The organism is Streptomyces griseosporeus, from assembly GCF_014656055.1.
In the GTDB taxonomy this organism is placed as follows: domain Bacteria; phylum Actinomycetota; class Actinomycetes; order Streptomycetales; family Streptomycetaceae; genus Streptomyces; species Streptomyces griseosporeus.
In genome coordinates this window covers 308,350-326,691 of sequence record NZ_BNBR01000004.1, presented here as the reverse complement: position 1 = coordinate 326,691, position 18,342 = coordinate 308,350, and the positions used below count along the sequence as shown (strand labels likewise).

The following is an 18,342-nucleotide window of genomic DNA, read 5'->3' as shown; positions in this document are numbered from 1 at the left end:
CCGCTGATGAGTCCCGCCCCGCCCCCCGGCCGCGGCCCCGGCCTTGCCCGTGTCTCCCCCGTGCTGCCGGTCGTCGCCGTCGTGGCCCTGCTGGCGCTGCCCGCCGGCCCCGGCGGCGAGGGGGGCGCGGGCCCGGCCGACGCGGTCTCCGCGCTGGCCGTCCTGTACTGCGCGGTACGGCTGCTGCGGCAGCGCCGGCGGCCGCTGAGCCGCACGGCGGCGCTCGTGCTCGGGCTGCCGGTGGCGGGGCTGGCGCTCGCGGCGATGGGCGCCTCCTCGGCGGGCGCCGGGCTCACCGGCCTCGGCCGCTACCTCCAGATCTTCGTGCTGGTCCCGGCCGCGGTGCTGCTGCTGGTCCGCGACCGGGCCGACTTCCGGGTACTTGCCTGGTCGTTCGTGGGCCTTGCGGTCTGGCAGGGCGCGCTCGGCGTGCACCAGTACGTCACCGGCACCGGCGCCTCCTACCAGGGCGAGGACATCCGCGCCGTGGGCACGTTCGGCCCGCAGGACGTGATGGGCATGGCGACCGTGGTGTCCTTCGGCCTTGTGTGCGCGCTCGGGCTGGCGCTCGGCCGCGGCGAGCTGCGGCGGCGCTGCCTGGCGGGGGCCGCCGCGGCCGCCCTGCTGGTCCCGCTCGCGCTCTCCTTCAGCCGCGGCGCCTGGATCGCCACCGCCGTGACCTGCGCGGTGCAGCTCGTCCTCGCCGGGCTGCGGCGGGCGCTGAAGGCGGGCGCCGCGCTGGCGGCGGCGTCCGTGGTCCTGGTCGGCGGGTTCGGCGTCGGTACGGCGATGCTCCAGGAGCGCGTCGACAGCATCACCCGGGTCACCGACGCGCCCGACCAGTCGGTCACCGACCGGTACACGATGTGGGCGGCGGCGCTCGGCATGTGGCGCGAGCGGCCGCTGACCGGCGTCGGCCTCAAGGGCTTCCCCGAGCACCGGGACGCGCACGCCTCGCTGGCGCTGTCCTCGGGCAGCGACACCGAGGGCGCGGGCGCCGCGTTCCGCCGGCAGCCGCTGCTGTCCCCGCACAACATGTATCTCCTGGTCCTGGCCGAACAGGGCCTGCTGGGACTGCTCGCGCTGGCCGGGAGCTGGCTGGCGCTGCTGGTGTGCGCGCTGCGCGGGCTGGTCCGGGTACGGCGGGGGCGGGCCGCGCCCGACGCCCTGGACTGCGCGCTGGTCGCCTGCGGGCTGCTGGTGTGGCAGCTGGTCGACTTCGCGTACGCCGACATCGGCGGGCCCTCGACCGTGCTGACGGCCGTCTGCCTGGGCCTCGTGGCCCGGTGGGCGCTCGGCCGGGACGACGACCCGGCCGAGGCGGGCGCCCGGCCCGCGGCCCGTGCTCCCGAGGAGGCCGTGGCGCGATGACGGTGACGCCCTCGGGGCCGGGTGCCGACGGCACGGCGACGGTGCCCCCGTCGCCGACCCAGCCGTCCCCGACCTCCCCGCCTCCCCCGCACCCCGCGTCACCCCTGCCGGCACCGCCGTCGGTCCCGCGCGCGCACGCGTCCCCCGGCGAACTGCCCCCGGTCTCCGCACATCCCCCGATCCCCGCGTCACCCCGGCCCACACCCCCCTCCGCCCCGCCCGCGGACGCAGCCCCCGGCGAACTGCCCGCGGTCTTCCCGCCTCCCCCGCACCCCGTGACACCCCTGCCAGCACCGCCGCCGGCCCCGCGCGCGGACGATGTCCCCGCCGTCTCGTCGCCTCCCCCACGCCCCACGTCACCCCTGCCCACACCGCCCTCCGCCCCACCCGCGGACGCGGCCCCCGGCGACCTGCCCGCCGTCTCGTCGCCTCCCCCACGCCCCACGTCACCCCTGCCCACACCACCGTCCGCCCCACCCGCGGACGCGCCCCCCGGCGAACTGCCCCCGGTCTCCGCTCCGTCCGCCGACGAAGTCCCCGCCGGACTCCCCGTCGTCTCCGGGAGGTTCCTCGCCCGCGCCACCCTGATCACCGCCTCCCTGTCGCTGGCCGGGGCGCTGCTCGGGCTGGTCCGGGACCAGGCGCTGGCGCGGCTGTTCGGGGCGGGCAGTGACACGGACGCCTTCCTGGTCGCCTGGACCGTGCCGGAGTTCGCCGCCACCCTGCTGATCGAGGACGGTCTGGCGTTCGCGCTGGTCCCGGCGTTCAGCGTGGCGCTGGCCCGCCGGGCGCGGGGCGTCCCCGGCGACCCGGTGCGCGCCCTGGTCGCCGCCACGCTGCCCCGGCTGGCGCTGGCGTTCGCCGCCGCGGGCGCGCTGCTCGTCGGCGCCGCCCCGCAGTTCGTCGCGGCGCTCGCGCCCGGCCTGCCCGACCCGGCGCTCGCCGTCGACTGCACCCGGCTCACCGCGACCTGCATGGTCAGCTTCGGCCTGGCCGGGTACTGCTCCGCGGCCCTGCGCGCGCACCGCCGCTTCCTCGCCCCGGCGGCGATCTACGTCGCCTACAACACCGGCATCATCACGGCGATGTCCGTGCTCGGCGGGCGCTGGGGGGTGCGCTCGGCGGCGGTCGGGGTCGCGGTGGGCGGCTGCCTGATGGTCGCCGTACAAGTGCCATCGCTGCTGCGGCAGTTGCGCGGGCGGCCGGGGCCGGACGCGGTGCCGGGCGGTGCGGACGGGGCGCGCCCGCTGGACACCGCGCTGCTGGCGACCGTGCTGCTGTTCGCGCTGTGCCGGCAGTCGCAGGTCCTCATCGAGCGCTACCTCGCCTCCCCGCTGCCCGCGGGCGCCATCTCGCACCTGAACTACGCGCAGAAGGTGGCGCAGATGCCGATGGTGCTGTCGCTGATGGTGTGCACGGTCACCTTCCCCCTCGTCGCCCGGGCGCTCGCCGAGGGCGACACCGAGCGGGCCCGCGGCCGGGTGGAGCAGGACCTCGCGCTGGCCGGGGCGACCGTGCTGCTCGGCACGGCCGCGGTGACCGCCTGCGCCCCGCAGATCGTGGAACTCCTCTTCCAGCGCGGCGCGTTCACCGCCGCCGACACGGCCGCGACCGCGGGCGTGATGCGGGTGTACGCGCTCGGGCTGCTCGGTCAGACCCTGACCGGCGTCCTGGTCCGCTCCTACTTCTCGGCCGCCCGCGCCGCCTGGTACCCGGTGGGCGCGATGGCCGCCGGTATCGCCGTCACCGCCTGGACCGGCGCCCGGACGGTGGAGCCGTACGGCGTGCTCGGCATCGCCGCCGCCAACGCCGCCGGCATCACCCTCACCGCCGCCCTGCTGCTGTCCGGCATGGGCCGCAGCGGCGTCCCGGTCCGCGTCCGGCGCGTCCTGCGCGAGCTGGGCCGGCCCGCCGCCGCCGCGCTGGCCGCCGCGCTCGCCGGGGCCGGCGCGGCGAGCCTGCCGCACTCCGCCCCGGCCGGTCTCGCGGCCGGCGCACTGACCGTCACCACCGTCTTCGTCCTGCTCGGCCTCGCGCTGGGCGCCGAAGGTCTCGCACCCGCACTCCACCTCGCCCGTACCGCGACCCGAAAGCTCAGCCATGCGCGACACCGCTGAACGCCCCGGCACGGTCCCCTGGGTGGCGATGTACCACTCGGTGGGCGACCGCACCTGCGACCCGTACCGCATCACCGTCACCCCCGAACGCCTGGAGCGGCAACTGCTGTGGCTGCGCGCCCGCGGCCTGCGCGGCGTCAGCGTCGCCGAGCTGCTCGCCGCCCGCGCCCGCGGCGCCGACCACGGCCTGGTCGGCCTCACCTTCGACGACGGGTACGCCGACTTCGTCACCGACGCGCTGCCCCTGCTGCGCCGCCACGGCTGCACCGCGACCCTGTACGTGCTGCCCGGCCGGCTCGGCGGCGACAACACCTGGGACTCCCCCGGCCCGCGCAAGCCGCTGCTGACCGCCGACGGCATCCGGCGGGCCGCCGCCGAGGGCATGGAGATCGGCTCGCACGGCCTGACCCACGTCGACCTCACCGCCGCCGACGACCTCACCCTGAAGGCGGAGACGGTGGAGAGCCGGGCCGCCCTCGCCGACCTGCTCGGCCGGGACGTCGACGGCTTCTGCTACCCCTACGGCCGCGTCGACGCCCGCGTGGTGGCCGCCGTCCGCGCGGCCGGCTACCGGCACGCCTGCGCCATCGACCCCGGCCCGCTGACCGGCCCGCTCGCCCTGCCCCGCGTCCACATCGGGGAGCGCGACACGGCCGTACGCCTGCTGCTGAAACGCCGACTGCACCGGTTGCGCCGCCGACCGGTGGTGGGAGTGTGAGATGACCGTCCGTCAGGCGCGCAAGGCGCTGCACATCATCACCGGTCTCGGGGTCGGCGGCGCCGAGCAGCAGCTGCGGCTGCTGCTGCGGCACCTGCCCGTCGACTGCGAGGTGGTCACCCTCACCAACCCCGGCGCGGTCGCCGACGGCCTGGCCGCCGACGGGGTGCGCGTCCACCACCTCGGCATGGCCGGCAACCGCGACCTGACCGCGCTGCCCCGCCTGGCCCGGCTCATCCGCTCCGGCGGCTACGACCTGGTCCACACCCACCTGTACCGCGCCTGCGTCTACGGCCGGCTCGCCGCCCGCCTCGCCGGGGTCAGGGCCGTCGTCGCCACCGAGCACTCCCTCGGCGACTCCCAGATGGAGGGCCGCTCGCTGACCCGTGGGGTGCGCGCGCTGTACCTGGCCAGCGAGCGGCTGGGCCGGGCCACGGTCGCCGTCTCCCCGACCGTCGCCGACCGGCTGAAGCGCTGGGGGGTGCCCGCGCCGCGCATCGCGGTCGTGCCCAACGGCATCGACCTGGCCCGCTTCCGCTTCGACCCGGCCGCCCGGCACCGCACCCGGCAGCGGCTCGGGCTGCCCGAGGGCGCGTACGTCGTGGGCGGCGTCGGCCGCCTCGCCGCCGGGAAACGCTTCGACGTCCTGATCCGCGCCCTGGCCTCCCTGCCCCCGGACTGCTGGCTGCTGCTGGTCGGCGGCGGCCCCGAGGAGAGCGTGCTGCGCCGCACCGCGCACGAGGCGGGCGTCACCGACCGCGTCCTGTTCACCGGCGAACGCCCCTACGTCCCCGACGGCACCCCCGGCCCCGACCTGCCCGCGCTGCTCTCCGCGATGGACGTGCTCGCCTCGCCGTCCCCGGAGGAGGCCTTCGGCCTTGCGGTGGTGGAGGGGCTGGCCGCCGGGCTGCCGGTGCTGTACGCCTCCTGCCCGGCCGTCGCGGACCTCCCGCCGCACACCACCGGGCCCGCCCGGCGCGTCACCGGCGGCCCCGACGCCTTCGCCCGTGCCCTGGCCGACGCCCGCGCCTCCGGCCCACGGCCGCGCGGCGCGCCCGAGGCCGCCCGCCACTACAGCATCGACCGCAGCGCCGGCCGGCTCATGGACGTCTACCGGGCCGCGCTCTCCGACTCGTCCGCCTCACTCCAGGGAGCCCCCACCTCATGACCGACAAGACCACCGCCGCCCCGGGCCCGCGCAGCCCCGCCCCGCGCCCGCACCGGCTGCGGGCCCTGCCCCCGTGGTCGCTGGTGGCGGCCGGCGCCCTCGCCGGCGCGCTGCTCGGCGGCGCGTACGGCCTGGCGCAGCCGCCGGTGTACACGGCCACCGCGTACGTCGTCGCCGTCCCCACCGAGAAGTCCGACCCGGCGTCCGCGCTGGGCTTCGCCCAGGCCTACGGCCGGGTCGCCACCCAGCTCGCGGTGCTCGGCGACGCCCAGGTGTGGGCCGGGGTGCCGGCCCGGACGCTCCAGGAGAACGTGCAGACGGCGACCTCGCCGGACGCGCCGATGGTCTCCGTCACCGCCACCGCCGCCCGCCCCGACCAGGCCGCCGACATGGCCAACGCGGTGGCCCGCGCCCTGACCCGGCACGCCCAGGACGCACGCGCCTCCACCCACGTCGAACTCCAGCAGTTCGCCCGGGCGGTGAAACCCGCCGAGCCGTCCTCGGCGTCGGCCGGGGTGACCGGCCTGGTCGGCGCGAGCGCGGGCGGGCTGCTCGGCGCCCTGGCCCTGCTGGTCCGGCCGCGCCGCGCGCAGGACGAGCCCGGGCGGTCCCCGGCGGTGCCCGGCCCGGCCCTCGCCGCCGACACCCACGGCCAGCTGTGACGCCGTACACGACCGAACTGGTCACCGACACGCTCGCCTTCACCCGGCTGGCCGGGGAGTGGGAGCGGCTGTACCGGGCCTGCGGCACGGCGACCCCGTTCCAGAGCCACGCCTGGCTGCACGCGTGGTGGCGGTCCTACGGCAGGCCCGGCCGGCTGCGGCTGCTGCTCGTCCGGGCGGGCGGCGCGGGCCGGGGCGCGCTGGTGGCGGCCGCCCCGCTGATGGCCGTACGCCGTCCGCTGCCCGCGCTCGTGCCGCTCGGCGGGGCCGTCTCCGACTGGACGGACGTCCTCGTCGACGACGAGCACCGGGCGCCGGCGCTGGCCGCGCTCACCGACGCGCTCGCCCGGGCGGCCCGCACCGCGCTGATCGACCTGCGCGAGGTACGGCCGGGCGGCGCCGCCGAACTCCTCCTCGACCGGTGGCCCGGCCCCCGCCGCGTCCTGCCCGGCTCGGTCTGCCTGGAGCTGCCCGGCGTCCCCATGGACGCGCTGATCGCCCGGCTGCCCTCGGCCAAGGCCCAGCAGCGGGTGCGCGCCAAGCTCCGCAAGCTCGACGCGCTCGGCATCGAACGCCGTGCCGTCGGACCCGACGAGGTCGACAAGGCGCTGCGCCGCATGCTGGAGCTGCACCGGCTGCAGTGGGAGGGGCGGAAGGTGACCGGCGAGCACCTCACGGACCGGTTCCGCGACCTCCTGGTGCGGGCGGCCGGCCCGATGGTGCGCTCGGGGGACGCCGTGGTCACCGAGTTCCGCCTGGAGGACGACGTGGTCGCCGTCGACCTGACCCTGCTCTCCCCCCGGCTGGCGGGCGGCTATCTCTACGGCGCCCATCCCTGCCTGCGCGAACGCAAAGCGGACGTGGCGGTGATGCTGCTGGAGGCGTGCACCGGGCACACGGCGGGCGGCGGGCGCGGCACGCTGAGCCTGCTGCGCGGCGAGGAGCCGTACAAGCTGCACTGGCGGCCGGTCAGGGTGCCCAACTCCCGGCTGCTGCTGGCCCGCCGCCGCACCGCCCCGCTGCTCGCGGCGGCCCTCGCCCACGCCGCGGCCCGGCGGCGCGGCAAGGAGCTGCTGCGCCGCCGGGAATCCCGCTAGCGGGACCGCGACCACCAGTCGAACTTGATGCACAGCTTCCCGCCCAGCCAGTACTCGACCCAGTCGCCGAGGTCCAGCGGCGAGCAGTCGGCCGGGTGGGTGGGGTTCGGCGGGGTGGTGGGCGAGGGCGGTGTGGTGGGGTTGACGGGCGTGGTGGGTACGGGTGTCGGGGGTGTCGTGGGTACCGGTGTGGTGGGGGTGGTCGGCGTGGGGCTGGTGGGGGTGGTCGGCCCGTCCGTGCGGCCCGAGAGGATCGAGCGGTAGATCCGGGAGGCCCGCGGGTTCTGGCCGCACTGCCACACGCCGTGCGGGCAGTAGTCGGTCAGCGTGTTGTACAGCGGCTTGTGCTCGTCCATCCAGGCGAGCATGCGCCGCATGTAGGCGTCGTTGTCGCCGTTGCGGAAGAGCCCCCACTCCGGATAGGAGACGGGCTTCTTGTGGGCCTTGGCGAAGTCGACGTGCGCCTGGAGGCCGTACGGCTCCCTCACCTGTTCGTCGAAGGACATGCCGGACGGCTGGTCGTAGGAGTCCATGCCGATGATGTCGACGGTGTCGTCGCCCGGGTAGCACTCCGTCCACGGCACGGCGTCCCGGCCCCGGCTCGGGGTGAAGTCGAACCGGAACTTCTGGCCCGGCACCGCGCGCATCGTCGTGACGATCCGCTTCCAGTACGCCTTCCAGGCCTCCGGGTCCGGTCCGCAGCGGTGGGAGTAGGTGATGCCGTTCATCTCCCAGCCGAGCACCAGGACCGTGTCCGGCACCTTCAGCTCCACCAGCCGCTCGGCCAGCCTGCGGAAGTGGTGGTCGAACGCCCCGGCCGCGCCCTGCCGGAGCAGTCCGCGCACCTGCGCGTCGCTCAGGCCGGCCTCGTTGCGTTCCAGCATGGGGACGTTGAGGACGAGCATCCGGTCGTCCTTCTCGCGCCGCCAGTCCGCCCAGATGTCGAGGAAGCCGGGCCGCCCCTCGATGTTGCTCCAGCGGTCGCCGGGCAGGTAGGTGTGGCCGACCCGCAGCTCGGTCCCGCCGAGCCAGGCGCTGAGCGCGGCCATGCGGGCCACGCCACGGGCACCGAAGTCGAGGTAGGCGCCGAAGGCGGGGGCGGTCCCGGCCGCGCCGGGAGCGGGAGCGGGCGGGTCGGCGACCCGGGCCGACCCCGCGCCCGCGGCGAATCCGGGGCCGCACGCCAGGGCCGCCGACGCGGCGACCGTGACCGCGACGATCGCCGGCCGCCGGAACCGGGCGCGTCGCTGCTGTGGGGCCATGCCTGCTCCTCTCTCCACGCTCGGCACCTGTCGGCACTGACACGTACTGACACTCAGTCATATGAGAGGACCGGCCGCCACTTTGGTTACGGCTTCCGAGTGGCCGGCTCACCGGTGCGGAGGTGGGGACGGGAGGGGAGGGCAGGGGAGGGGAGGCGGTGGGTGCCGGGCGCGGGGCGTCCGGCACCCGGTGTGCTACCGGCGGTTCGCGGCCCGGCCGCGTCGGTACAGCAGCGCCCCGCCGACGATCAGCGCGGCACTGACGCCGGAGGCGGCCAGCATGGCCTCACTGCCGGTGTGCGGCAGCTGCGGCGGCTTGTGGTGCCCGCCACCGGGCGGGGGCGGGGTGTGGTCGCCACCGGTCGGCGGGGGCGTCGTGTGGTCACCACCGCCGGGGGGAGGTGTGGTGTGGTCGCCACCGCCGGGAGGCGGCGTCGTGTGATCGCCACCGCCGGGCGGAGGCGTCGTGTGATCGCCACCGCCGGGAGGCGGCGTCGTGTGATCGCCACCGCCGGGAGGCGGCGTCGTGTGGTCACCACCGCCGGGCGGAGGCGTCGTGTGGTCACCACCACCGGGAGGCGGCGTCGTGTGGTCACCGCCACCGGGAGGCGGCGTCGTGTGGTCACCACCACCGGGAGGCGGCGTCGTGTGGTCACCGCCACCGGGAGGCGGCGTCGTGTGGTCACCACCACCGGGAGGCGGCGTCGTGTGGCCGCCGGAGCCGCCGTACCCGGAGTCGTCGGAGTCGTCCGAGCCGTAGCCGGAGTCGTCGGAGTCGTCCGAGCCGTACCCGGAGTCGTCGGAGTCGTCCGAGCCGTACCCCTCGTCGGAGCCGTACCCGTAGCCCGAGCCGTCCCCGTGGCCCGAGCCGTACCCGTCGTCCGCGTCGTCGTCGCCGTACGGCGTGCCGTGCGGCAGTGACCGGTCCGGCGTGGCGTGCTCGTGCCGGTCCGAAGCGGCGGCACCAGCACAGGAGTTGCCGAAGGCGGGGTTGAGTGCGGCGATCACGTCGACCGAGTTGCCGCAGGCGTTGACCGGAACCTCGACCGGGGCCTGGACGGCGTTGCCGGCGAGGGCACCGGGCGAGTTCTTCGCCGCGCCGGCCGCGTGCGAGTCGGCGAGGGCGGAACTTCCGTACAAGGACAGCATGCTCGTCGCGGCCGCGGCCACGACCATTCCCCTGCTCAGGGTCTGTCGCAATCTCGTGGTCTTCCTGCTTGAAGAAATGGGAGAAGGCCGGCCTTGGGCGCGAGGAGAGCAGTGGCCAAGGCCGGCCTTGTCACAGCCGAACGGCTGGTGGGTTTCGCCGTCAGTGGTTGACGCAGGTGTTGCCCACGGCCGGGTTCAGGGCGGCGATCACGTTGATCGTGTTGCCGCAGACGTTGATCGGCACGTGAATGGGCACCTGGATGACGTTGCCGGACAGGACGCCCGGCGAGCCGGCCGCGAGCCCCTCGGCACCGGCGTCGGCGAAGGCCGGGGCGGCCGCACCGCCGAGGGCCAGCACGAGGCCCGCAACGACAGCAACGCTCTTCTTCATGGAATTTCCCTTCTCTGCCGGTCATGCTCCTGTGAGGGCCGATGAACCGAGCGAACCAGCTTGGGCGGCTCGCACCATGACCTGCAGCCTGCACACGCAGGGATTGACGGTCGGCGCGATCACGGAACGTGCCGCGCCGAGGAATTCATTCGAAAAGACCACCGGACATGACCAGGCGGCCCACTGAACGTCAGCGGGCCGCCTGTGCGACGCGAGGGACGGAAAGTCCTCAGCCCTCGCCGTTGGCCGACAGGACCGCGAGGTCCTCCAGGATGTGCGACAGCGCACCGTCACGCTTGACGTTGCTGGAGTTGTCGGAGCACTGCTGGTCCAGGTCGTCCGACAGGATCGGCACGTCGTTGATCGGCACGATGTTGATGATCGGGACCTGGATGTCGTTGAGCGCGGCGCAGGGCTTGTTCAGCGTCCCCTGGACGAGCGAGAGCTGCGGGCTCATGTCGCCCTTGGTCGCCGAGTTGCCGAACGCGGTCTCGGCGCCGTTGCCGTTGGCCACGAGCGGGCCCTCGTCGTTCCCGATGGCAAGCGCGGCGGGAGCGGCCGCCACCGACATGCCGATCACAGAAGCGGCGGCCGCCGCGGCGACCATGGCCTTCTTGAACACTTCGCGTTCCTTTCCTCGTAGCGACGCTGTGTCCTACGGCCTCATCAACCCGGCGCCCGGCGTTTGGTTGCGGGGGTTCACCCGCTTGGCGGCATGTCCGGTCCGGCGCGGCGGGCGCCGGGCTCGGCGCGGCGCGCCGTCGCGCTGTGGGCCGACGGAGTGAATGGGCGAAACCGGGACGTCCACGGGGAGTTGAACCAGTGCGCTCCGGTGGACGGGGTTTACGAGAAAAGGACTGTTCAATGATCAAGAAGGTTGTTGCGTCTGCGGCGATCGCCGCTTCCGTCGTGGGAGTCGCCGCCGCTACCGCGCCCCAGGCCCTGGCGATCGGCAACGACGGTGGTCCGTGGACCGCCAACGGCAACGGTGCGTCCAACAGCTTCGGCAACTCCGCCACCTACGGCAACATGAGCCCCCAGATGGCGCTGATCCAGGGTTCCTTCAACAAGCCCTGCCTCGCGCTGAACGACATCCACGTCCCGGTCCTGAACATCGTGCCGATCAACGATCTGCCGATCCTGTCCGACGACCTGGACCAGCAGTGCTCCGACAACTCCACCCAGAGCAAGCGCGACGGTGCGCTGGCCCACCTGCTGGAGGACGTGTCGATCCTGTCGGCCAACGGCGAGAACTGATCCGACGCCCCCGTGGCAGGGCGGGCCCGCCGACCTGGCGGGCCCGCCCTTTCGCGTGTCAGCGTCCGTCGGGGTGGGCCGCCGCCCGGACGGCCTCGCTGAGTTCGCGTACGTCCTTGTCCTCGGTGGCCGAGGCGAGGCGGGCCGCGTGCTCGATCAGCTCGCCGTAGGGCGGGGCGCCGGGCAGGGCGCCGTCGAGTCCGTCGCCGGAGCGCAGGGCGTCGGCGAAGTAGGCGGCCGTCGCGTCGACCTGGAAGCGGGTGCTCGCCTTCCACACGTCGGCGCGCAGGGTGCCGGTCTCCAGCTGTCCGCTCTCCTCGTGGGGGGTGCGGGTGCGGGGGTCGAGCCAGCGGACGGTCGCGGTGGCGAGGTGGCCGTGCGCCCCCTCCCTGGTGCGGACCGAGTACAGGGCGGTGACGGTGTGGCCGGGGCCGACCTCGCCGCCGTCGACCCGGTCGTCGCGGAAGTCGTCGTCGGCGACGCGCCGGTTCTCGTAGCCGATGAGGTGGAACTCGGCGACGGTCTCCGGGTCGAAGGCGACCTGGGCCTTGGCGTCGCGGGCGGTGAGGTCGATGTTGCGCGGGAGCTGCTCGCTGAAGACCTCGCGGGCCTGTTCCTCGTCCGAGACGTACACGGTGTGGCCGTCGCCCTTGTCGGCGAGGCGTTCCATCAGGGCGTCGCCGTACTCGCTGCCGACGCCGACGCCGAAGAGGGTGATGCCGTGCTCGCGGCGGGCGGCGGAGATGCGCTCCAGGATGGGGTCGGGGTCGGTGTCGCCGGTGTTGGCGAGCGCGTCGGAGATCAGCACGACCCGGTTGGTGGCGCCCTCGCGCAGACCCTCCACGGCGGTGTCGTAGCCGGTCTCGACGCCCGCGCCGAGGTTGGTGGAGTCCTGGGCCTCCAGGCCGTCGATCGCGTCGTGGATCTTTCCGCGGTGGCCGCCGAGGCGGGTCATCGGCAGCACGGTCTCCGCCTCGTCGGTGAAGGTGACCAGGGCGACGGAGTCGTCGTCGCGCAGCCGGTCGGTCATCACGCCGAGGGACTTCCGGGCGAGGTCGAGACGGCCGGGCTCGTCCATGGAGCCGGAGACGTCGATGACGAACGTCAGCGCGGCGGGCGGGCGTTCGGCGTCCGGGTGCGGGGCGCGGGTGGCGAGACCGACGCGGACCAGGGACCAGCCGTCGTCGCCGGTGCGGGCTCCGTCGACGGTGACGGTGAAGCCGTTGCCGTCGGGGCGCCGGTAGTCCTGGCGGAAGCTGTTGACGAACTCCTCGGGGCGCACCTCGGACGGGTCGGGCCGGCGGCCCTCGGAGAGCAGGCGGCGGGTGTGGTCCCAGGAGGCGGTGTCGACGTCGAGGGCGAAGGTGGACAGGTGGTCGCGGCCGGGTGAGGGGTCCGTGTCGTAGCCGTCCGCTCGCTGGTCGCCGCCCTCGCCGGTGGCCGGTGCCGGGAAGCCGTCGCTCTGGTCCACCGCCGAGCCGCCATCGGTGCCGCTGCAGCCGGTGAGCAGCAGGCCCCCGAGCGCGGTGAGGGCGACCAGCGCGCCCCTGAGCCGTCGTGTGCCGTACCGGTTCATCGTCCGTGCCCCCTGTGTCGGTTGACTTCTGCGACTGTGACGCGGCAGGGGGCCGGAACGTGCGTGACGGAGCGTTGCGGATGGATCTCGAACCGGGCACGGCGGGCGTCCGCCGAGACCGGTAGGTGTCCCTCCGTTGACCTAACTGACCACGTCCTTGCGGGCGAAAGCGCGGAAGGCCAGCGCGAACAGCACCAGCGCGTACGTTATGGACAGGGCGCTGCCCTGGATCATGCCGGACCACTCGGGGCGGGGCTGTACGGCGTCCGCCCAGGCGAACTGCCAGTGCGCGGGCAGGAAGTCGCGCCAGTGGCCGAGGGCGGTGACGGCGTCCAGGACGTTGCCGACGATGGTCAGTCCGACGGCGCCGCCGACCGCGCCGAGCGGGGCGTCGGTCCGGGTGGACAGCCAGAACGCGAGCGCGGCGGTGACGAGTTGGGAGATGAAGACGTACGCCACCACGACCAGGAGACGCTGGGCCGCCGTGCCGGCGTCGAGCGCGCCGCCGGTGGGGATCCGCAGCGGGCCCCAGCCGTAGGCGGCGGTGCCGACGGCGAGGGCGACGACCGGCAGCAGCACCATCGCGGCGAGGCTCAGGCCGAGTCCGACGACCAGCTTGGACCACAGCAGCCGGGCGCGGGGCACGGGTGCCGCGAGCAGATAGCGCAGCGAGGACCAGCTCGCCTCGAAGGCCACGGTGTCCCCGCAGAACAGGGCGACGGGGATGACGAGGAGGAAGCCGGCGGAGACGAACAGGTTGACGGCGGCGAAGTTGGCGCCGGACGCGGTCGCCGTGTCCATGAGGGTCGTGCGGTCGTTGCGGCCGCCGGGGTCGCCGCCGATGGCGAAGGCGACGACCAGGACGAACGGCAGCGCGGCGAGGATCGCGCCCATGATCAGGGTGCGGCGCCGCTTGAGCTGGCGGACCAGCTCGACGCGGACGGGCAGGGTGCGGCCGGGGCGGTAGCCGGAGGCGGTGGCCTCGGCGGTGCGCTCGGCCGGTGTGCGGGTCTCGGTCGGCGTGCTCACGCGGAGCCTCCGATCAGGGTGAGGAAGGCGTCTTCGAGGCGGCGGTGCGGGCCGACGGAGGTCACCGGCACGTCCAGCCGGACCAGTTCGGCGACGAGCCGCTGGGCGGTGCCGTCCGCGTCGAGCCGGACGAGCAGGCCGTCGTCGGTGCGCAGCGCGGAGGCGACGCCGGGCAGCGCGGCCACCTTCTCCGCGACGGGCTCCTCCACGGGTGTGGCGGTGTCGACGAGGAGGGTGTCGCCGGAGCCGGTGATCTCGCCGACCGGGCCCGCCTGCACGAGCCGGCCGCGGTCCATCACCACGAGGTGGGTGCAGGACTGCTCGACCTCGGCGAGGAGGTGGCTGGAGACGATGACGGTGCGCCCGCCGGCGGCGTACCGGATCATCACCTCGCGCATCTCGCGGATCTGGGGCGGGTCGAGGCCGTTGGTCGGCTCGTCGAGGATGAGCAGGTCGGGCAGGCCCAGCATGGCCTGGGCGATGGCGAGGCGCTGGCGCATGCCCTGGGAGTAGGTGCGCACCGCGCGGGCGAGGGCGTCGCCGAGTCCGGCGATCTCCAGGGCCTCGTCGAGGTGGGCGTCCTCGGCGGGGCGGCCGGTGGCCCGCCAGTACAGCTCCAGGTTCTCCCGGCCCGACAGGTGCGGCAGGAATCCGGCGCCCTCGACGAAGGCGCCGACCCGGGAGAGCACCGGCGCGCCGGGGCGGATCGCGTGGCCGAAGACGCGGATCTCGCCGCCGTCGGGCCGGATCAGGCCCATCAGCATGCGCAGGGTGGTGGTCTTCCCGGCGCCGTTGGGTCCGAGCAGGCCGAGCACCTGGCCCTTCTCGACGCGGAAGGACAGGTCGCGCACGCTGTAAGTGTCGCCGCTCCTGTACTTCTTGCTCAGGCCGGTGATCTCCAGCGGTACGTCGGCCAGTTCGGGGTCGGGCGCGGGGGCGGCCGTACGGCGGCGGGCGGTGAGCAGCAGGGCGAGCGCGACGGCGGCGCCGGTCAGGGGCAGCCACCACACCCAGGACGGCAGGGGCGCGGCGGCGGTGCTGACGCCGGGGGCGGTGGGGACCTTCAGGTCGCCCTTGAGGGCCACGGTGTACGTCGCGGGGGCCGCCGGTGAGGCGTACCCGAGGTCGGTGGAGGCGAGGACCAGGCTGAGGCGGTGGCCCTTCTGCACCTCGTGGTCGATCGCCGGGAGGGTGACGGTGACGTCCTTGCCCGCCTTGGCGCCGGTGACGCGCAGGGGTGTGACGAGCTGGGAGGGCAGCACCTGCCGGCCGCCGTCGGGGCCGGCGTCGTACACCTTGGCGAACAGGACGGCGTCGTCGGTGGTGGACGTGATGTGGACGGTCGCGGTCGGGGCGCCGGTGATCCGCAGGTCGCGGGTGAGCGGCGCGGACCGGAAGGCCGCGTACTGGCCGGGGAAGTCGAGGGAGACGCCGACGCCGAGGGCGGAGAGCTGGGCGAGGCCGCCGCCGGTGCCGAGGCCGGGCAGCGCGGAGACGGCGGGCGGGCTGGCGCCGGCCGGGTTGGCGACGCGCTGGACGCCGCCGGACAGCGGGATGTCGCGTGGTGCGCTGTGCAGGCCGGGGTAGGTGCCGGCGCTCGCGCCGCGCAGCTGGGCGGCGCCGTCGGTGGAGTCGACGCCTCCGGTGCGGGTGACGCGGAAGGCGGGGCCGGTGTCGGCGCCCCGGTCGTCCTTGAGGTACCGGTCGAACCAGGCGGTGACCCGGGCCTGTACGCGGGACTGCTCGGGGTCGCCGCCGTCATGGCCGCCGGCGATCCAGTCGACGTCCACGGGGGCGCCGCCCGCGCGGATCGCGCGGGCGGCGGCGTCGGCCTGGTTCAGCGGGAAGAGCGAGTCGGTCTGGCCCTGTACCAGCAGGGTGGGCACCGTGACGCGGTCGCCGACGGCGGACGGCGAGCGTGCCTCCAGCAGCCTGCGGGCCCGGTCGTCGGGGGTGCCGGACTCGGCGACCCGCTCGTACATCCGGCACAGGTCGGGCTCGAACTTCGCGCAGCCGCCGCCGCTGTTGATGAAGAAGCCCGCCCACAGCTTCTTGAACACGCCGTTCGGGAACAGCGCGTCGGCGAGGTTCCAGTAGGTGATCGCCGGCGCGATGGCGTCGACGCGCCGGTCGTGCCCGGCGGTGAGGAGGGCGATCGCGCCGCCGTAGGAGGCGCCGGTGATGCCCACGCGCGGGTCGCCCGGCTTGTCGAGGCGGACCTCGGGCCTGCGGGCCAGCCAGTCGATGAGCTTCGAGACGTCGGCGACCTCGCCCTTGGGGTCGTTCAGCCCGATCTTCCCGGTGGACCTGCCGAAGCCGCGCGCCGACCAGGTCAGGACCGCGTATCCGTCTTCGGCCAGGTCCTGGGCCTGGGCGCGGACGTCGTCCTTGCTGCCGCCGAAGCCGTGGCCGAGCAGGACGGCCGGATGGCGGCCGGGGGTGGTGGGGGTGAAGTACGAGGTGTCGACGCGCACTCCGCCGCCCATGGTCATGATCTGGTCGCTGCGGTGTACGGCGGGCGTGTCGCCGGAGGCCGCCGCCACGGTCCAGGTGCCGGCCCCGGCGAGGACGACGGCGGCGGCCCCGGCGGCCAGCAGCCGTCGGGGCCCGCGCAGCAACCCCCGCAAGGGCTGACGAAGATCCATGGCTCCACGGTACGGGCCGCCACCGACAACCGATGCAGCCTGTGGACGGAGCGGCCGCCCCTCCCCCAGGGGTACGGGCGGCCGTCGTGTACCGCGGTGGCGGTACGCCGGATCAGACGGCGTGCGCCTCCCGCGCCTCCTCGGCCTCCTGCGCGTCCTCCGGGATCGACACCAGCCAGCGGGTGTCGCGGCGCGGGCGCAGGTACAGGGCCCAGTACAGGGTGGCGACGGCGGTGATGCCGCCGGTCCACAGCAGGTAGGAGGTCTCCTGCTGGGTCAGGATGTAGGCGAGGACCGCGATCAGCAGGACGGGCACGGCCGGCCACAGCGGCATCCGCCAGGCGGAGCCGTGCCGGTGGGCGCCGCGGCGGGAGAGCAGCGCGGCGATCGCGACGAGCAGGTACATGCCGGTCACCGACACGCCGGTGACGCCGTACAGCGTGTCGAGGTTGACGAAGCAGAGGACCGCGCCCGGGACGCCGACGGCGAGGGTGGAGACCCAGGGGGAGCCGAACCGGCCGAGCTTGGAGAAGACGTTGTTGACCGGCTCGGGCCAGGCCTTGTCGCGGGCGGAGGCGAACAGCACGCGGGAGTTCTGGATGACCATGACGATGCCGGCGTTGATGATCGCGAGGGCGACGCACAGGCTGACGAAGGTGCCGACGGCGGAGTTGGACCAGGCGGTGACCATGGAGCCGATGTCGCCGCCGGTCAGCTCCGACAGGTCGGAGGCGCCGAAGGTGATGGCGACGACCGGGACCAGGATGATCACGGAGGAGATGGCGAGGGTGGCGAGGACCGTGCGGGCGACGTTGCGGCGCGGGTTCTCCAGCTCCTCGGAGAGGTAGACGGCGGTCGAGAAGCCCTGGGTGACGAAGAGGGCGATGGCGAGGCCGGAGACGACCAGCATGGCGGTGACGGTGTCGGCGTGCCCGTCCGCGCCTGCCACCTGCATGGAGACGAGGCTGCCGGCGCCGCGGTGGCCGTGGGCGAAGCCGAGGACGGCGACGACGGCCGCGGCGATGACCTCCAGGACCAGGAAGATGCCGGTGATCCAGGCGTTGGCGCGCAGGTCGAGCAGGCCGGCGAGGGTGGCAAGCAGCATGACGCCGGCGCCGGTCATCGACGGGTCGAGGTGGACCAGCGGGGCGAGGTAGTCGGCGGTGCCCATCGCGATCACCGGAGGGACGATCATCACGACGAGCAGGGAGAGCACGAAGACGAGCCAGCCCGCGAGCCGTCCGGCCATCGTGGAGACCATGGCGTACTCGCCGCCCGCGCTGGGGATGAGGGTGCCCAGCTCGGAGTAGCAGAACGCCACGGCGATACAGAGGAGGGAGCCGATGGCGATCGTCAGGGCGGTGGCGGTGCCGAGGGAGCCGAACAGGTCGGGGACGACCACGAAGAGCGTGGAGGCGGGTGTCACGCAGGACAGCGTGAGCAGGGTGCCGCCGACGACGCCGATGGAACGCTTGAGGGTCTTCGGACTGCTGCCCGCGGCGTGCGGGACGGCTGGGGCGGCAGGGCGGAGCGTGTCGGTCATGCAGCGGTTCCGATCGACTGGTACGGGGTGGTTCGGGCGGGAGCGCTATCGCCTCCGGCGGCTGGGGTGGTGCTGTTGTCGTCCGCTCCCGACGCCGCATCGAACCCCGACGAAAACCGCTGCGTCAATAGGTGTTTACCTACGGAATCCGTAGATCCAGAGGGCGGTTGATCGCGGATACGTCACTACTGCCGGACATCCAGGGGACTTGGGTCCGTACGAGAATCGCAGCGGCGGCGTCAAGAAAAAGTGAGCTGTCCGGTATCCGGACGCCCGGGGGAGGCCGGACGGCTGTCAGAGGGGGTCGCTAGAGTCGGCAGCCACAGTTGAATCACAGCGGCCACTTGGGGTGGGGCA

At 74.5% G+C, this 18,342-nt stretch carries 15 protein-coding genes; 7 read left to right on the top strand and 8 right to left on the bottom strand.

Annotated features, from left to right (window positions below; all coding sequences use genetic code 11):
• The first annotated feature begins 6 nt into the window (after positions 1-6).
• The 6 genes from IE308_RS20495 to IE308_RS20470 all read left to right on the top strand — a co-directional run bounded on the left by IE308_RS20495 (position 7) and on the right by IE308_RS20470 (position 7,133).
• Entirely contained in the window at positions 7-1,371 is a 1,365-nt protein-coding gene (locus tag IE308_RS20495) for an O-antigen ligase family protein (RefSeq protein ID WP_190219041.1), read from the top strand.
• Between the two features lie 500 nt (positions 1,372-1,871).
• Positions 1,872-3,488 carry a lipid II flippase MurJ gene (locus tag IE308_RS20490; protein WP_229909003.1) on the top strand — a complete coding sequence of 539 codons (1,617 nt, stop codon included), beginning with the start codon at positions 1,872-1,874 and terminating at the stop codon, positions 3,486-3,488.
• Entirely contained in the window at positions 3,472-4,206 is a 735-nt protein-coding gene (locus IE308_RS20485; protein WP_190219039.1) for a polysaccharide deacetylase family protein, read from the top strand. The genes IE308_RS20490 and IE308_RS20485 overlap by 17 nt, the downstream gene beginning before the upstream one ends.
• 1 nt (position 4,207) lies before the next feature.
• Positions 4,208-5,374 carry a glycosyltransferase gene (locus tag IE308_RS20480; protein ID WP_190219038.1) on the top strand — a complete coding sequence of 389 codons (1,167 nt, stop codon included), beginning with the start codon at positions 4,208-4,210 and terminating at the stop codon, positions 5,372-5,374.
• Positions 5,371-6,036: a YveK family protein gene (locus tag IE308_RS20475; protein ID WP_190219037.1), complete on the top strand. Its 666-nt coding sequence runs from the start codon at positions 5,371-5,373 to the stop codon at positions 6,034-6,036. The genes IE308_RS20480 and IE308_RS20475 overlap by 4 nt, the downstream gene beginning before the upstream one ends.
• The gene (locus IE308_RS20470; protein WP_190219036.1) at positions 6,033-7,133 is read left to right on the top strand and encodes a GNAT family N-acetyltransferase; all 1,101 of its coding nucleotides are present in this window, start codon (positions 6,033-6,035) and stop codon (positions 7,131-7,133) included. The genes IE308_RS20475 and IE308_RS20470 overlap by 4 nt, the downstream gene beginning before the upstream one ends.
• On the opposite strand, the gene IE308_RS20465 is transcribed toward IE308_RS20470, so the two are convergent.
• From IE308_RS20465 to IE308_RS20450, 4 genes are all read right to left on the bottom strand, one after another.
• Entirely contained in the window at positions 7,130-8,395 is a 1,266-nt protein-coding gene (locus IE308_RS20465) for a glycoside hydrolase family 26 protein (protein WP_190219035.1), read from the bottom strand. The genes IE308_RS20470 and IE308_RS20465 overlap by 4 nt on opposite strands.
• A 195-nt stretch (positions 8,396-8,590) precedes the next feature.
• Positions 8,591-9,571, bottom strand: a complete 981-nt coding sequence (locus tag IE308_RS20460) for a chaplin family protein (RefSeq protein ID WP_190219034.1) — start codon at positions 9,569-9,571, stop codon at positions 8,591-8,593.
• 133 nt (positions 9,572-9,704) lie between these two features.
• A complete protein-coding gene (locus tag IE308_RS20455) occupies positions 9,705-9,935 on the bottom strand; it encodes a chaplin (RefSeq protein WP_110628293.1) in 231 nt (76 codons plus the stop codon).
• 229 nt (positions 9,936-10,164) lie between these two features.
• A complete protein-coding gene (locus IE308_RS20450) occupies positions 10,165-10,557 on the bottom strand; it encodes a rodlin (protein ID WP_110628294.1) in 393 nt (130 codons plus the stop codon).
• 242 nt (positions 10,558-10,799) lie between these two features.
• On the opposite strand from IE308_RS20450, the gene IE308_RS20445 reads away from it, so the two are divergent.
• Positions 10,800-11,192, top strand: coding sequence for a rodlin (locus IE308_RS20445; RefSeq protein ID WP_110628295.1), 393 nt, complete (start codon positions 10,800-10,802; stop codon positions 11,190-11,192).
• 58 nt (positions 11,193-11,250) lie between these two features.
• On the opposite strand, the gene IE308_RS20440 is transcribed toward IE308_RS20445, so the two are convergent.
• The 4 genes from IE308_RS20440 to IE308_RS20425 form a co-directional block, all read right to left on the bottom strand.
• Positions 11,251-12,768 (bottom strand): VWA domain-containing protein, encoded by a 1,518-nt coding sequence (locus tag IE308_RS20440; protein ID WP_190219033.1) that lies wholly within the window; start codon positions 12,766-12,768, stop codon positions 11,251-11,253.
• Between the two features lie 141 nt (positions 12,769-12,909).
• Complete coding sequence (locus IE308_RS20435; RefSeq protein ID WP_190219032.1) at positions 12,910-13,797, bottom strand: DUF2705 family protein; 888 nt, start codon at positions 13,795-13,797, stop codon at positions 12,910-12,912.
• Positions 13,794-16,442 (bottom strand): alpha/beta fold hydrolase, encoded by a 2,649-nt coding sequence (locus IE308_RS20430; protein ID WP_190219031.1) that lies wholly within the window; start codon positions 16,440-16,442, stop codon positions 13,794-13,796. Before IE308_RS20430 ends, IE308_RS20435 begins: the two co-directional genes overlap by 4 nt.
• Positions 16,443-16,554: 112 nt before the next feature.
• A complete protein-coding gene (locus tag IE308_RS20425; RefSeq protein ID WP_190219030.1) occupies positions 16,555-17,985 on the bottom strand; it encodes an APC family permease in 1,431 nt (476 codons plus the stop codon).
• Positions 17,986-18,342: the final 357 nt, after the last annotated feature.

What these genes read in the sequence shown, in the direction of transcription:
- IE308_RS20480 (WP_190219038.1), top strand. Translation starts at nt 4,208, where the DNA reads ATGACCGTCCGTCAGGCGCGCAAGGCGCTGCACATCATCACCGGTCTC.
- IE308_RS20425 (WP_190219030.1), bottom strand. Translation starts at nt 17,985, where the DNA reads ATGACCGACACGCTCCGCCCTGCCGCCCCAGCCGTCCCGCACGCCGCG.
- IE308_RS20475 (WP_190219037.1), top strand. Translation starts at nt 5,371, where the DNA reads ATGACCGACAAGACCACCGCCGCCCCGGGCCCGCGCAGCCCCGCCCCG.
- IE308_RS20455 (WP_110628293.1), bottom strand. Translation starts at nt 9,935, where the DNA reads ATGAAGAAGAGCGTTGCTGTCGTTGCGGGCCTCGTGCTGGCCCTCGGC.
- IE308_RS20460 (WP_190219034.1), bottom strand. Translation starts at nt 9,571, where the DNA reads ATGGTCGTGGCCGCGGCCGCGACGAGCATGCTGTCCTTGTACGGAAGT.
- IE308_RS20430 (WP_190219031.1), bottom strand. Translation starts at nt 16,442, where the DNA reads ATGGATCTTCGTCAGCCCTTGCGGGGGTTGCTGCGCGGGCCCCGACGG.
- IE308_RS20495 (WP_190219041.1), top strand. Translation starts at nt 7, where the DNA reads ATGAGTCCCGCCCCGCCCCCCGGCCGCGGCCCCGGCCTTGCCCGTGTC.
- IE308_RS20485 (WP_190219039.1), top strand. Translation starts at nt 3,472, where the DNA reads ATGCGCGACACCGCTGAACGCCCCGGCACGGTCCCCTGGGTGGCGATG.
- IE308_RS20465 (WP_190219035.1), bottom strand. Translation starts at nt 8,395, where the DNA reads ATGGCCCCACAGCAGCGACGCGCCCGGTTCCGGCGGCCGGCGATCGTC.
- IE308_RS20445 (WP_110628295.1), top strand. Translation starts at nt 10,800, where the DNA reads ATGATCAAGAAGGTTGTTGCGTCTGCGGCGATCGCCGCTTCCGTCGTG.
- IE308_RS20440 (WP_190219033.1), bottom strand. Translation starts at nt 12,768, where the DNA reads ATGAACCGGTACGGCACACGACGGCTCAGGGGCGCGCTGGTCGCCCTC.